At 71.8% G+C, this 12,972-nt stretch carries 12 protein-coding genes; 1 reads left to right on the forward strand and 11 read right to left on the reverse strand.

Translation table 11 applies throughout. The features are described 5' to 3' along the window. Positions 1 to 3 precede the first annotated feature (3 nt). The 11 genes from KHP12_RS53115 to KHP12_RS49980 all read right to left on the reverse strand — a co-directional run bounded on the left by KHP12_RS53115 (position 4) and on the right by KHP12_RS49980 (position 11,832). The gene (locus KHP12_RS53115; RefSeq protein ID WP_244202476.1) at positions 4 to 1,152 is read right to left on the reverse strand and encodes a BtrH N-terminal domain-containing protein; all 1,149 of its coding nucleotides are present in this window, start codon (positions 1,150 to 1,152) and stop codon (positions 4 to 6) included. Then, on the reverse strand, positions 1,149 to 1,889 hold the full coding sequence (locus KHP12_RS49935) for an NAD(P)-binding domain-containing protein (protein ID WP_086879434.1): 741 nt from the start codon (positions 1,887 to 1,889) through the stop codon (positions 1,149 to 1,151). Before KHP12_RS49935 ends, KHP12_RS53115 begins: the two co-directional genes overlap by 4 nt. After that, a complete protein-coding gene (locus KHP12_RS49940; RefSeq protein ID WP_211834793.1) occupies positions 1,886 to 3,211 on the reverse strand; it encodes a phenylacetate--CoA ligase family protein in 1,326 nt (441 codons plus the stop codon). Before KHP12_RS49940 ends, KHP12_RS49935 begins: the two co-directional genes overlap by 4 nt. After that, positions 3,208 to 4,260 carry a zinc-dependent alcohol dehydrogenase gene (locus KHP12_RS49945; RefSeq protein WP_211834794.1) on the reverse strand — a complete coding sequence of 351 codons (1,053 nt, stop codon included), beginning with the start codon at positions 4,258 to 4,260 and terminating at the stop codon, positions 3,208 to 3,210. The genes KHP12_RS49940 and KHP12_RS49945 overlap by 4 nt, the downstream gene beginning before the upstream one ends. Next, a complete protein-coding gene (locus KHP12_RS49950) occupies positions 4,257 to 5,741 on the reverse strand; it encodes a B12-binding domain-containing radical SAM protein (RefSeq protein ID WP_308289547.1) in 1,485 nt (494 codons plus the stop codon). The genes KHP12_RS49945 and KHP12_RS49950 overlap by 4 nt, the downstream gene beginning before the upstream one ends. Beyond that, entirely contained in the window at positions 5,738 to 6,964 is a 1,227-nt protein-coding gene (gene mfnA, locus KHP12_RS49955) for a tyrosine decarboxylase MfnA (RefSeq protein ID WP_211834795.1), read from the reverse strand. Before mfnA ends, KHP12_RS49950 begins: the two co-directional genes overlap by 4 nt. Next, complete coding sequence (locus KHP12_RS49960; RefSeq protein WP_308289548.1) at positions 6,927 to 7,790, reverse strand: TatD family hydrolase; 864 nt, start codon at positions 7,788 to 7,790, stop codon at positions 6,927 to 6,929. The genes mfnA and KHP12_RS49960 overlap by 38 nt, the downstream gene beginning before the upstream one ends. 4 nt (positions 7,791 to 7,794) lie before the next feature. Next, positions 7,795 to 8,637: a sugar phosphate isomerase/epimerase family protein gene (locus tag KHP12_RS49965; protein ID WP_211834797.1), complete on the reverse strand. Its 843-nt coding sequence runs from the start codon at positions 8,635 to 8,637 to the stop codon at positions 7,795 to 7,797. A gap of 26 nt (positions 8,638 to 8,663) precedes the next feature. After that, positions 8,664 to 9,314: a class I SAM-dependent methyltransferase gene (locus tag KHP12_RS49970; RefSeq protein ID WP_211834798.1), complete on the reverse strand. Its 651-nt coding sequence runs from the start codon at positions 9,312 to 9,314 to the stop codon at positions 8,664 to 8,666. Between the two features lie 5 nt (positions 9,315 to 9,319). Next, positions 9,320 to 10,429, reverse strand: coding sequence for a 2-deoxy-scyllo-inosose synthase (locus tag KHP12_RS49975; RefSeq protein WP_086879440.1), 1,110 nt, complete (start codon positions 10,427 to 10,429; stop codon positions 9,320 to 9,322). 65 nt (positions 10,430 to 10,494) lie between these two features. Then, positions 10,495 to 11,832, reverse strand: a complete 1,338-nt coding sequence (locus tag KHP12_RS49980) for a TrpB-like pyridoxal phosphate-dependent enzyme (RefSeq protein WP_244202478.1) — start codon at positions 11,830 to 11,832, stop codon at positions 10,495 to 10,497. 479 nt (positions 11,833 to 12,311) lie between these two features. On the opposite strand from KHP12_RS49980, the gene KHP12_RS49985 reads away from it, so the two are divergent. Beyond that, positions 12,312 to 12,866, forward strand: a complete 555-nt coding sequence (locus tag KHP12_RS49985; protein ID WP_244202479.1) for an AraC family transcriptional regulator — start codon at positions 12,312 to 12,314, stop codon at positions 12,864 to 12,866. Positions 12,867 to 12,972 lie beyond the last annotated feature (106 nt).

Genomic DNA, 12,972 nt, shown 5'->3' on the forward strand with positions numbered 1-12,972 from the left:
CCGTCACACCTCCTTCAGCTCGTCGAACAGTGCCCGTTCGGACGCGACGAGCCGGCGCACGGCCGAGCACAGCGCCGCGCTCAGCTGCTCGCGCATCGGGTCGAGCCCGGCGGCCGCGTCGGCGCGCAGCTCCGGCAGCCGCGCCCCGAGCCGGGCGGCGCGGACCAGCGCCTCCTCGGTTCCGTCGAGCAGCCACTGCTCGCGCTCCCGGTAGGTGTCCCGCAGTTCCGTGAAGGCCGGGGTCCAGGCCGGGACGAGGAGTTCCAGGAAGGAGTCCCAGGCGTCGACGCAGGCCTGGGCGAGGGGTACGGCCCGCCGCAGGTGCGCGTCGTGGGTGCGGGCGGCGGCCTGGCACAGGAAGTCGCGGAACAGGACGCGGAAGGCGCTGCCGCCGGTGCCCGCGAGTTCGAAGTCGACGAAGGCGCCGACGAGTTCGGCCACCACGTCCTCGGCCGGGGCACGGCGCACCAGATGGTCCAGGCCCGCCCCGTAGGCGGTGAGCCCGCGCAGGCCGAAGGTGGGGACGGGGGGCCGGAGCATGGCCTGGCAGGAGGAGCGCACACCGCGCCGTATGTCGTCCTCGGCGGGTTCGCGGGCCGACGCCCAGTCGGCGCTGAGCCGGGCGTGGCGGGGCGGGAAGGGGTGGTGCGTGGAGCCGCGGGCGGCCGCCAGCTCGGCCAGGGTGAGGGTACGCGGCCGGGAGCAGCGGTCGGACACCGAGACCGTGCCGCGTCCTGGGCCGTGTCCGTGGACGATGAACGCGTGACCGCCGAAGTGCCGGGTGGCCTGGAAATACGGCAGGTGGAACAGATCGCCGTAGACGATGACCGGACGCCCCTGGTCGAGCTGTTCGCGCAGCTCCCGCCAGGCTCGATCCGCGTCCTCCGTGACCACGACGTCCAGCCGCAGTCCGACCCCCTCCGCCATGCGGCGGGTGAACTCGGGGAACGGGCCGTTGCGCCCTCCCGTGAACGACCGGCCGCCGCCGGGCGGCGGAGGCATGTGCATGAAGTTGATGCCCCCGGCGACCCCGAACAGCAGTGGTTCGGCGACCTCCACCCCGTGGAAGGCGAGCATCTTGTGGAACGCGGAGGTCTCGCAGTTGGCCCCGCCGTACCGGGTGAACGGCGGCGCCGTGCCGGCGGTCGTCACGCGGCACCCCCGATCGGCTCCGCGTGGCGCTCGGCGGCCAGTTCGTCGAGGATCGAGCGGGTGTATGGATTCCCGGGCTGGGGCGGGTGGTCGAGAGCGGTTCCGGCGAGGACGTTGCGGATCGCGGAGCGGACGAGCACCGGTTCCGTCCCGGCGGTGGACAGGGCGCGGGCCAGGTTCTCGCAGGCGGCCAGCGCGGCCTTGGTGGCCGCGCGGTTGACGGCGCCGACCGAGTCCTCGTCCCCGGCCACCACGGTGCCCAGGTCCCTGGTGATCGCCCGCAGCAGGTCCAGGCGGTGACGGTCGGCGGTGACGAACACCGCCGGTACGCCGTGGGCGAGCGCCGTGTACTGGCAGACCGGCTTCAGTCCGAGCACGTCGGTCCCGGCCGCGGGGCCGGCGGCGACCAGGGCGCGCAGCTCCGCGGTCGCCACCCCCGTGACGAGGCTGATGAAGGTCGGGCGGGTGCCGTGCCCGGCAGCGAGCCGGGCCAGGTGCAGCAGCGCATCCGGTGCGGCGTGTGGTGGCACGCACAGCAGTACGGCGCCGGCGGCACGCACCAGTTCCGGCGCTTGGACGGCCCGGGCCCCGGTGCGCTCGGCCGCTTGGCGGAGGGCGGACGCGTCGCTGTCGTACAGGACCGTACGGAAGCGGTCCCGCAGCCGGGCGGCCAGTACCTCTCCCAGACGTCCCGTCCCGACGATTCCCAGGGTATGCGGGCTGTGCTGACCGGTCATGACACCGCCGCCAGATCGTCCAGGCTGAGACTGCCGGGCTTGAGCATCCGGTCCATGGCCTGCCGGACCTGGGCGCGGTCGATGGGCGAGACGGCGGGCCGCAGTCCGAAGGCGTCCTCCACGCGCCGGGTGACGGCCGCGCACAGTCCGCCCGGATCGCCGTTCTCCGTTTCCACCTTGACCACGAGTCCGTCGTCGGTGATGCCCGCGGCCCAGTACAGCCCCGTTCCCTCGGTCGACAGGACGACCTCCTCCAGGGCCAGCTTGTTGATCCGCCGTCCGCCGTGGACGAGCTGCTCGCCGACCCGGCCGTGGTGGGCGAGCACCCGGTTCGGGCTGCCGCAGACGCAGGGCTCGCCCGATACGGTCACGTAGTCGCCGGTGCGGTAGCGCAGCAACGGCATCGCGCGGCTGACCAGTGTGGTCAGCACCAGTTCGCCGGCGGTACCGTCGGGTACCGGTTCCGTGGTCTCGGGGTCCAGCACCTCGAACAGGTGCCGGTCCTCGGTGAGATGCAGGCTCCCCGCGGCGCAGACCAGGCCCAGGGAGTTGGTCTCGGTGGAGCCGTACGCGTTGGAGAGCCGAACCCCCCACAGGTCAGCGATCTTGGCGAGCTTGGCGGGCGAGCAGGTCTCGCCGACGTACAGGAAGGTGCGCAGGCCCACCTCCGCCGGGTCCCGGCCGCTGTCCGCCAGCATGTCGTACAGCCGCAGTGCGCGGCTCGGGGTGCAGACCAGGCCGGTCGGGCCGACCCGCCACATCATCTCGACCATGCGCTCGAAGGGGCAGACCCGGCTCAGGGTGCCGACGGCGACCACCCCCGCGCCGGCCTGCTCCAGGGCCCGGTCGAGGTCGTACGAGGCGAAGGCGAGCTCATAGGGGATGGCGACGAAGACCAGGTCGCCGGGGCCGAAGACGTGCCCGACCGAGCGCTCCACGGCGACGTTGCCGCGGATCCAGTCCTCGTAGGTGATCACCGAGGAGGTGGGGCTGCCGGTGGTGCCGGTGGACTCCCCGTACCGCACGATCTCCCGCCGGTCGACGGCGACCAGTCCGAAGGGGTAGGCCTCACGGAGGTCCCGCTTGGTGGTGAACGGCAGCTTGCGGATGTCGTCGAGGTGGTCGATCACAGTGCCCCGGTGGGCGGCCCAGCGCTCGCTGTAGTACGGCGATGCGGACAGCGCGTAGGCGACGTGGTCGCGCAGCCGGCCCAGCCGGAGTCGCGCCGCCTGGTCCCGGGTGAGCTTCTCGTAGGCGTCGAGGTCGGCGAGTGCCGAACGGCGGATCTCCTCGTACCTGAGGTACGGCGGTGCGGCGGTCACTGGGTCTCCTCCCCGAAGAGGATCTGCGTCTTGATGCGAGGGGTGGTGCCGTGCGGTGCGGGCGCGAAGGCCTCGCCGGCCCGGCCGGCCGGGAGGCGGTGGGTCACGAGCCGAGCGGCCTCCTCGCGGTGGTCGGCCAGGAACGCCTGGACGCCGCGGAAACTGCCGGTGCCGCCGATTGATCCGCTGAGCGTGAGGCTCTTGGCGACGAGCAGATCGGTCCGCAGGTTCGCGGAGGAGCGCAGGCCGAAGCAGAGGACCCGGCCCAGGGGGAGGGCCAGGGCCAAGGCGGTGTTCATCCCGTGCTCGCTGCCGGAGCACTCGACGACCACCGGATAGCGGGCGTCCTTGGTGAGGGCGGCGTAGTCGGCGGCGCCGTGTCCGCCGACGGGCGGCGGTGTGCGGAGTACGGCGTCCGGGAACAGGCCGGCGACCAGGGCCGCCTTGGCGGGGTCGGCCTCCATGACGCGCACCGAGCGCACCTTGTACTCGTGGGTCAGCAGCAGATGGCTCGCGAGTCCCAGCGCGCCGGCGCCGATGACCAGCACGTCGTCGTCCTCGTGCAGCGGGATGCGGCACAGCCCGTGGTGGGCGACGGCGAAGAACTCGCTGAGGGCCAGCAGCCCCGCGCCGAGGTCGAAGTCGTCCGCGTAGAGGTAGCGGCTGTCGACCGTTCTGTGACGGGTGGAGAATCCGTCCACGGTGATTCCGAACTTCTGGATGTGGTGGCAGACGTTGCGGTCGGCCGCGCACCGCGGGCAGCGCCCGCACCAGCGGGAGCAGTCCCCGGTCACCAGGTGGCCGAGCAGCGGCCTCGCCCCGGCGCCGGCGTCCACGACGCGTCCGGACCACTCGTGGCCGAAGCGGATGGGGTAGCTGCGCGGGCCGCCGTAGGTGCCCTCGTAGAGCCGGTGGTCGCTGCCGCAGAGCGTGACCCGGTCGACCTCGACGACCACGTCGTCGGGGCGCAGCGCGGGCAGCGGGGGAGAGGTGTCGGACGACCGGAGCTCGCCGGGGCCGGTCAGCAGCAGATCGCGTACATGGGTCACGGCCGGTCCTCCCGACGTGGGGTCGCGACGAGAGGGGCCGGCGCGGGACCGCGCCGGGGCAGGTGCGTCATCAGCTCGGCCTCGATGCGACGGCTCTCCTCCCGCGCCATCCGGATGCGTGTTCGAAGGCCGATGGTGCGCAGGCCCCACCACAGGTACCAGTTGTCGTTGGCCAGCACCCGCTCCTCGATCTCGTCGAGGAGGGCGTCGTCGCCGATGACGCCCTTCGAGACGTAGTACTTGGGCACGATGAACCGCTCGTCGCCGGTGAGCTGTCCCTCCGCCACGGCGGTGGTGTGCAGCGCTGTGCCGCGGCACACCCGCAGCCCCAGCGTCCAGTAGGCATGGGCGTCGGGCGCGCCGGAGGGGACCAGTTCGTCCATGACGTCGAAGGTCTCCCGCACCGAGTCGCGGTCGTCGCCGGGGCTGCCGATGAAGAGGCAGTGCTCGACCCTGACGCCGGCCTGTTCGAAGAGCCGGTGGGACTGGACGATCTGGCGTTGGCGGAAGTTCTTCTTCAGCCCGCGCAGGATGCGGTCGCAGCCCGAGTCGGTGCCGAACTCGACGTAGTAGCAGCCGGTCCGGACCATCAGGTCGACCAGTTCGGGCGTGACATTGCCCGGGTTGATCATGCAGGACCAGGGCATCTCGATGCCGCGCCGCACGAACTCCTTGAGGATCTCCAGGGAGTAGTTGAGCGGCAGGTTGAACACCCCGTCGACGATCTCCAGGACCTCCAGGCCCTCGTCGCGCAGCCGCTCGACCTCATCGGCGACCCGGGAGACCTCGTCGAACTTCACCCCGGTGCCGTCCACCAGGAAGTTGCTGCAGAAGACGCACTCCAGCACGCAGCCCTTCTTGGTCTGGATGGTGGCCGGGACCTTCTCACTGCGGTCGTGGGTCTCGTAGGAGTAGGTGAAGTAGCGCCGGTCGTACAGGTCGGGATCGGGGCGGACGGCCTTGCGGTAGTCGATCCGGAAGACGGGCTCCCTGCGGTGGTACGAGCCGTCCGGCCGGCGGTAGATGACGCCGGGGACGTCCTCGGGCTCCGCACCGCGGGCGAGATGGACGAGGAAGGGGACCATGGACTCCTCGGCGAAGCCGGTGATGCCGTACTCGGCCCGGACGAAGCCCATGAGGTCCTCGGGGACGGTGGAGAAGCCGGGACCGCCGAGGACGATGGTCACCCCCGGGTGCTCCGCGCGCGCCCAGTCGGCCACTTCGCGGGCGAGCGGGGTGTAGATGACCGGTTCCAGCATGTTCTGCGAGTCGACGTTGCGGATGGAGATGCCGACGACGTGGGGGCGCAGCCGGGCGACGGCGGCCCGGACGGCCTCCTCGTCCTCCTCCTCCCACATCAGGTCCAGCACCTCGGCCTCGTGTCCGGCGGTACGCACCTGGGTGGCCACGGTGACCATGCCGATGGGCAGCACCGGCCGGAAGGACTTGAGCTTGTTGACGGAGACGAACAGCACTTTCACGCCCTTCCCCCCTCCCACGGGTCGTCCGCGGCGGTCATGGCGTCGACGAGGCCGCGCAGCTGCTCCGCGGTCTGGTGCCAGTGCACGACCAGCCGCAGCAGGCCGTAGCGGCGGGCCACGGAGGCGATGAAACCCCGTCGCTCGAGGGCGTCCACCAGCCGGGCGGGCTCGGGGTGGCGCACCGTCACGACGGTCAGCTGGGGCTCCATCGCGGTCGTGAACCCGGCGTCGCGCAGCATGCCGATGAGCAGGTCGCGGCGGGTGAACACCTCCTTGACCAGCTCCCGGTATCCGGAGCGGCCGAGGGTGCGCAGTACCGCCCACGCCGCGAGCACGGCGGCGCCGGGCCGGGTGCCGAGCAGACCGTGGTGGTCGAAGGTGCCGCGGTAGTGGGAGGCGGTGCGCAGGAGTTCGGCGTCGGCACGGTCGCGCAGCAGCAGATGCCCGGACGGGATGGGCACACCGCCGTACTTGTGCGGGTCGAGGGCCACCGAGGTGACGCCCGGCACGTCGAAGGCGAACGGCGGCAGGTCGTAGCCGAGTTCGCGGGCGAACGGGATCAGGAAGCCGCCGGTCGCGGCGTCCACGTGCAGCGGCACGCCCAGGGCCGCGGTGTGCTCGGCGACCGCGGGGACGTCGTCCACGGCGCCGGCCTCGGAGGTTCCGGCGGTGGTGACGACGAGCGCGGTGTCGGCGGTGACCAGGCGGGTCAGCTCCTCGGGCCGCACCCGCAGCCGGTCGTCCAGCGGCGCGTACACCGGTTCGACCGGCAGCATTCCCACGATCTTGTCGAACGAGAAGTGGGCGCTCTCGGGCAACACGATCCGCGCGGGACCGCTCCCGCCGGCACGGTCGTGGTATCGGCGTACGGCCGCGAGGACCACCAGCAGATTGGCCTCGGTGCCACCGGAGGTGGTCACGCCCACCGCGCCCGGGTGGCCGAGCAGTTCGCCGAGCATGGCGCTCAGGTCGGCCTCGGCGCGGCGCAGCGAGGGGAAGATGCGGTTGTCGCCCATGTTCGCGTCGAGGTGCTGGGCGAAGACCCGGCGCGCGATGTCCAGCGGTGCGGAGCAGATGGAGTTGAAGACGGTACCGCCGGCGTAGTCGTGGTCGTCGCGGCAGAGCTCGCGCAGCTCCTCCAGCACGGTGTCGGGGGCGCGGCCGTGCTCGGGCAGGGACCCGGTCTCAGCCGGGGATGTCGAAGAACCTAGCAGCGTTTCCATGAGCCAGAGCCCTCACGGTCGGTTCCGGGACGCCTCCGAGACGGAGGCGGTGGACGGTCTTGGCCAGCCCGAGCGGGTCGGCGGACCCGAAGTGGAAGCCGGTGTTCAGCATCAGCCGGTCCGGTCCCCAGCGGTCGAGGATCTCCGTCACCTCACGGTGCGTGATCTTCTCCCGCACGGCGAACAGGGCGTCCTGGCGCGGCGAGACCGCCAGTCCGTATCGGCCGCACTCCGCCAGCGGCCCGGCTGCCCTGACCTGACCGAGCTTGTGCTCGTCCAGGTCCATGACCGCGACGAGCGCGGGGTCGACGCCGGAGCGCTCGACGGCCCGGGCCAGTACCGGGAGCATGTCGGTGAACGCCGCGGCCGGCGGCGGGGTCTCCACCATCACCGGGGTGCCGGTCCGCGCGGCCAGCCGGAGCTGGGCCTCCAGCACGGCCGTCTCCTCCCGGGTGAGCCGGCGCAGCGACACCTCGCCGATCGCCTTCACCCGGGGGTGGTCCAGCCGCTTCTCCAGCTCGTCGACTCCTGCCAGGGCACTGTCCAGGTCGGTCATGTCGGCGGCGTGCACGGACAGTCCCACGTACAGGTCCACCCCGTAGGCGGCCGCCCGGCCCGTCTCCGCGTCCAGCAGCCGGTCGAAGCGGGCCGCGAAGGCCTGACCGGTGGTACGGGCCTCGTGCGAGCTGGAGCAGGGGGCCAGCGCGGTGAGCACACCGCTGATCGCCATCAGCTCGTAGTCGTCGGCGTTCCGCATGTCGCTGTGGATGTGGTGGTCGAACAGCGGCAACGGCCGGGCGGACGCGGCGGCGGGGGCGGGCGGCACGGCCTCAGTCCTGCCCGGACGAGGCGGCGGCCGCGGCGGTGAGCACCTCGCGGCTGCGGCGCAGTGCGTGCCGGTAGGTGTCCACATGGTTGTACAGCTCGACGCTGACGTGCCCGTCGAAGCCGCCGCGCCGCAGGATGCGGAAGAATTCCGTGAAGTCGAGGTCTCCGTCGCCGGGGATCTCGTGATAGTGGACCCGGTTCTTGATGTCCTCGACCTGGATCACCCGGGTGAGGGGCAGATGCCGTTCGACGGAGGCGAGGTAGTCGCCCTCGACGACGTTGCAGTGGCCGAGGTCCTGGGCGAGGGCGAACCGTTCGCTGCCCAGCTCCGCGGCGAGCGCCGCCACGCCCGCGTTGGTGTCGATGAAGAACTCCGGCTCCGGTTCCATGCACAGCACGACGTCGCTGTCGGTGCCGTCCAGGACCTGGTGGATGCCGTCGACGAGCAGCCTGTGCGCCTCCTCCGCGGCGACTTCCGGCTTGCGCTTGCCGGTCGCGAAGTTGATCAGGGGCACGCCGAGCTCGTCGGCGATGCGCACGGCGCGCTTGAGGAGGTCGACGCGGCGGGCGCGGCCCTCGCTGGTGGGGTGCACCAGGGACGGCTCGAACCGCTCCTCGCTCAGCAGGTTGTCCGCGCCGGCGGCGAGGCAGCAGGCCTCCAGGCCGGCCCGCTCCAACGCCTTGCGGACGACGGTGGCGTGGTCGCCGGTGAAGTCGAAGGGGTCGATGTGCCGGGGGTGCAGCGAGAGTTCGATCCCGTCGTATCCGGCCTCGGCGACCTCCTCGATCGCCCTCTCGATGGTGAGGTTGCGCAGTCCGTTGGCGTTGTAGCTGAGTCGGAACACGGGAAGCCCCCTTCTGCGCGGCCGTATCACCGCGCGGCTATGGCGTGGGTGTGGAAGTCGTGCCAGGTGCTCAGGTGCGTCTGCTGGAAGCCGGCGGCGCGCAGCATCTCCTCCATGTCGGCGAGGGTGAACCGCAGATGGCGCTCCTCGGGGCCCGCACCGTCCGGCTGTCTGGCGTACCAGGCCTCGATCTCCCGGTTGCGGACGGGGTCGGAGGTCTTGCGGTAGTCGGCGATGACGAGCCGGCCGCCGGGCCGCAGTGCCCGGTACATCTCGGCCACGGCGGCCGGGGCCTGCTCGGCCAGCTCGTGGAGCACGTAGGTGCAGATCACGAGGTCGTAGCCGCGGTCGGCGACGGGCAGCGGGACCAGCGCGCCCACCTGGGTGGTGACCCGGCCGGCAAGCCCTTCTCTGCGCACCCGTTCCTGGAGCACCTCCAGCAGCGGGGCGCTGCCGTCGACACAGTGCACGCCGCCCTCGGCACCGACCGTCCGCGCCGCGGGCACGGTGGCGTACCCGGTGCCCGCACCGACGTCCAGTACCCGCTGCCCGGGGTCCGCCCCCGCCGCTCGCAGCAGGTCCTGCACCTCACCCAGCGCCCAGCGCAGCGGCCCGTCCAGCCGGTAGACGGTCTCGTCGACCTCGGGGGTGCGGGGCGTGCGCGTCGTGGTGTCCATGGTGTTCACCCCTCGCTCAGTACGCTCTTGAGCAGCGTCTCGGGCACCGGCGTCTCCCAGTCCCCGTCCACCACGTGGACGGAGCCGACGGCCGGTACGAGGACGAAGCGGATCGCGGCGCCGGAGCGGCGCTTGTTGTCCCTGCGGATGACCTCGACGATCTGCTCGGACGTCAGCTCGTCCGGCAGCCGCACCGTGCTGCCGAGGCGGTCGCGCAGGACGTACTGCTGACGCTCCAGCACTTCGGGGCCGGCGATGCCGAGCTTCATGGCCACCCGAGCCGCGGCACACATACCGATCCCCACGGCCTCGCCGTGCAGCAGCCGGCCGCCGGTCAGGAACTCCACGGCGTGGCCGACGGTGTGGCCGTACTCGAGGATGATCCCGGCCTGCCGCTCACCGGGGTCGAGGGCGAGGATCCCGAGCTTGCTGCGCACCACCTCGTGGCAGAAGCCGAGCAGGTCCTCCCTGACCGCCTCCAGACCGGGGGTGAGCAGCCTCTCCAGCCGCTCGAACCACGCGGCGTCGTGGACGAGTCCGTTCTTGACGGCCTCGGCGATGGCGCTGCGGTGCTGACGGGGCGGCTCACCGCGCAGGTAGGCCACGTCCGCCCAGATGAACAGCGGGGCGTGGTACATGCCGAACTGGTTCTTTCCCAGCGCCCCGTTGATGGCCTGCTTGTTGCTGAGAGTGCCGTCGGTGAGGTTCAGCATGGTGGTGGGGATCTCGACGAAGCGCACCCCGCGGTAGATGAGTCCGGCGGCCAGGCCCACGACGTTGCTGACCATGCCGCCGCCCAGTGCCGCGATCACCGAGTCCTTGGTGACGCCCGCGGCCACCAGGCGCTCGCACAGGTCGGTGAGCTGGGGCCAGCCCTTGGCCCGCTCACCCTCCGGCACGGTGAGCACGTTGACCGGGATGCCATCGCCGCCCAGGCCGCGGGCGAGATCCTTGCCGTACCGTGTGTACAGCGCGTCGCTGGTGACGAGGTAGAGCTCGTCGAAGTCGTGCCGGCGCAGATGCTCCGGCAGCCAGCCGGCGATGCCGTCCCCCAGGTAGTACGGACAGCTCGGACTGACTCCGCTCGTCAGCTCGATGATGGTGCCACTGGCCACGTTCGTCCTCCGGTGGGTCCGGTGGGTCAAATGGGTTTCCGGCCCAAGCCGGATGGCTGTGCCGCTCAGGCGTGGGCGGCACGACCGCCGAAGCGGGCGGTGTACCCGTCGAGATCGAGTGCGCCGTTGCCGCTGACGCAGGCGACGATGGTCTTCGCCACGCCGGTCTCCCGGGCCTGCACGGCCTGTTCGATGGCGGCCCGCACGGCATGGCAGGACTCGGGGGCGATGAGCATGCCCTCGGTGCGCAGCACCACCCGGCCGGTGTCGAACGCCTCGCCCTCCTCGTAGGCCACCGCGTCCAGCAGGCCTTGCTGCCGCAGTACGCCGACCACGGACGAGCCGCTGTGCTGGCGCAGGCCTCCGACATGCGTATCGGGCAGCTCGTAGTCCCGGCCGAGGGTGTAGGACTTGGTCAGCGGGGTGACGCCCTCGGGGTCGGCGTGGTCGTAGCGCCACTCGCCCCGGGTCAGCCGGGGAGCCGCCGCCGACTCCGCTCCGAGCAGCAGCAGCCCGTCGCCGCGCTCGGCCTTGTCGGCGAGGAAGGGTCCCATGAGACCGCCGAGGTTGCTGCCTCCGCCGACGCAGGCGATCAGGGTGTCGGGTGTCTCGCCCAGCGCGTCGAGCTGGGTCTTGACCTCCTGGCCGATGACGGTCTGGTGGGCGAGTACATGCGGCAGGTTGCTGCCCGAGATGTAGCGGGTCTCGGGGTGGTCGGCGGCGTAGCTGATGGCCTCGCCGATCGCCGTGCCCAGCGACCCGAGCACATGCCGGCCGTCGCGCAGCAGCGCCTTGCCGGGCGCGGTCAGCTCGCTGGGCGACTGGTGCACCTGGGCGCCGAGCATCTCGATCACCGTGTGGCGACCGGGCTTCTGCCGCGCCGAGACACCGGCCCAGAAGACGATCGCGTGCAGCCCGAAGCGCCGGGCGGCCCATGCCACGGCGTGCCCCCACTGGCCGGCACCGGTCTCCGTCACCAGCGTCCCCACCCCCTGTTGCGCCGCGAAGTACGCCTGGGTGACGGCCGAGTTGAGCTTGAAGCTTCCGGTGGGCAGCACGTCCTCGCGCTTGAGGTAGATGCGTGCCGGAGTGTCCAGGTACTCCTCCAGCGCACGGGCGCGCAGCAGCGGGGTGGGGCGGCCGAGCCCGGCGAGCTCCTGGCGGACCCGTTCGGGGATGGGCAGGAACGAGTCCGTGGCAGCGTCCTGTGCGCGCATCGCGTCGAGCCGGATGCGCTGCTGCACCTCCAGCCGCGAGCCCTTGGCGTCCTCCGGATCGCGGGCCGGGGGCAGCGGAGCGGGCAGGTTCGGGACGATGTTGAACCAGGACATCGGCACGTCGTGCAGGTCGGGCCCCGGCGCGACGGGCTCCGGTGACCAGCCAGGTTGCTCCCTGGACTGCATTGCGGTCTCCTCTCGATTGCCCATGGGCACGAACGGAAGCGTCGCCCGCCGGGCGCCGGACGAAAAGGACGATTGGAGAGGTTCACCGCGAGGGTCAAGCGGGGCGAAGGAACGTTCTGTTCAGTTGACCGCCGTACGCTCGCGAGGGTGCGTCGGCCACTCGGCGTTGCCGTACGTGTCCGCGCGATTGACGCTGAGTAGCCCCGAGCCCTTGCGGCCAGGCCTGGTGTGGGCGTCCCCGCGATCCGTTCACCACGCGGCCCACGACGGTGCCGCCCCGGCGGACTCCGTGCCGACAAGGCGCACTGCGGCCTCGCAGCCGCCCTCACCTGCTACAAGTAGCTCGCGAAAAGCACCACCTGGGACATCCTCGGAAACAACGAGCTGGGATATCGTTTCGACTCTTCCGGCAGGGCGGACACGGCCCACGGGTCGCCGAAAGCGAGAGGGACATGGCCGCACACCACAGAACCGGGCAAGTGACGGCCCCCGCCCGGGACACCGTCGTCACATCGGGCCAGCAGCTCTACACCTTCGTCCAGTTCGGCCCGCTCTCCGTCGTCTGCCTCCGGCACTCAGGCTCCTTCCGGACCCTGAACCACACCTGGAACCGCCTCCTGGGCTACACCCACAGCCATGGCCTGGCCGACAGCGCCCAGCTCATCGGCGTCGTCTACGACGACCCGGCCCACGTGCCGCCCGAGCGGCTGCGCTACGACGCCTGCGTCGCCGCCCCGGCCGCCGCCCTCCAGCCGCACACGCAGGACCTCCTCGAAGCCGGCGATCTGCCGCTGCGCTACGAGACACTCGGCGGGCTGTGGGCCTGGCGCACCACCCACCACGGCACGTTCGACACCCTGTCCACCACCTACCGGCGGGCCCTGGACACCACCGCCTTCCGGCAGCGCGGCGTTGTCGCCCCCTGCCCGCGGCCCCCCTTCTACGAGGTCTACCGCTCCGGACCGGGCGCCGCCCCCGACGCCGAGGCGGAGATCGACATCTACCTCCCGGTGCCCCTGAACCGCCCCGCGTGACCATCCCGGTCAACACCGGCCCCCGTCCGGTCCGGCCGAGGTGACCGTTACGCAGACCCGCCCCCCGCTCGTATAGGTCCGCCGCCACCCGCTCTGGAAGACTCCC

Source organism: Streptomyces asiaticus, from assembly GCF_018138715.1.
In the GTDB taxonomy this organism is placed as follows: domain Bacteria; phylum Actinomycetota; class Actinomycetes; order Streptomycetales; family Streptomycetaceae; genus Streptomyces; species Streptomyces asiaticus.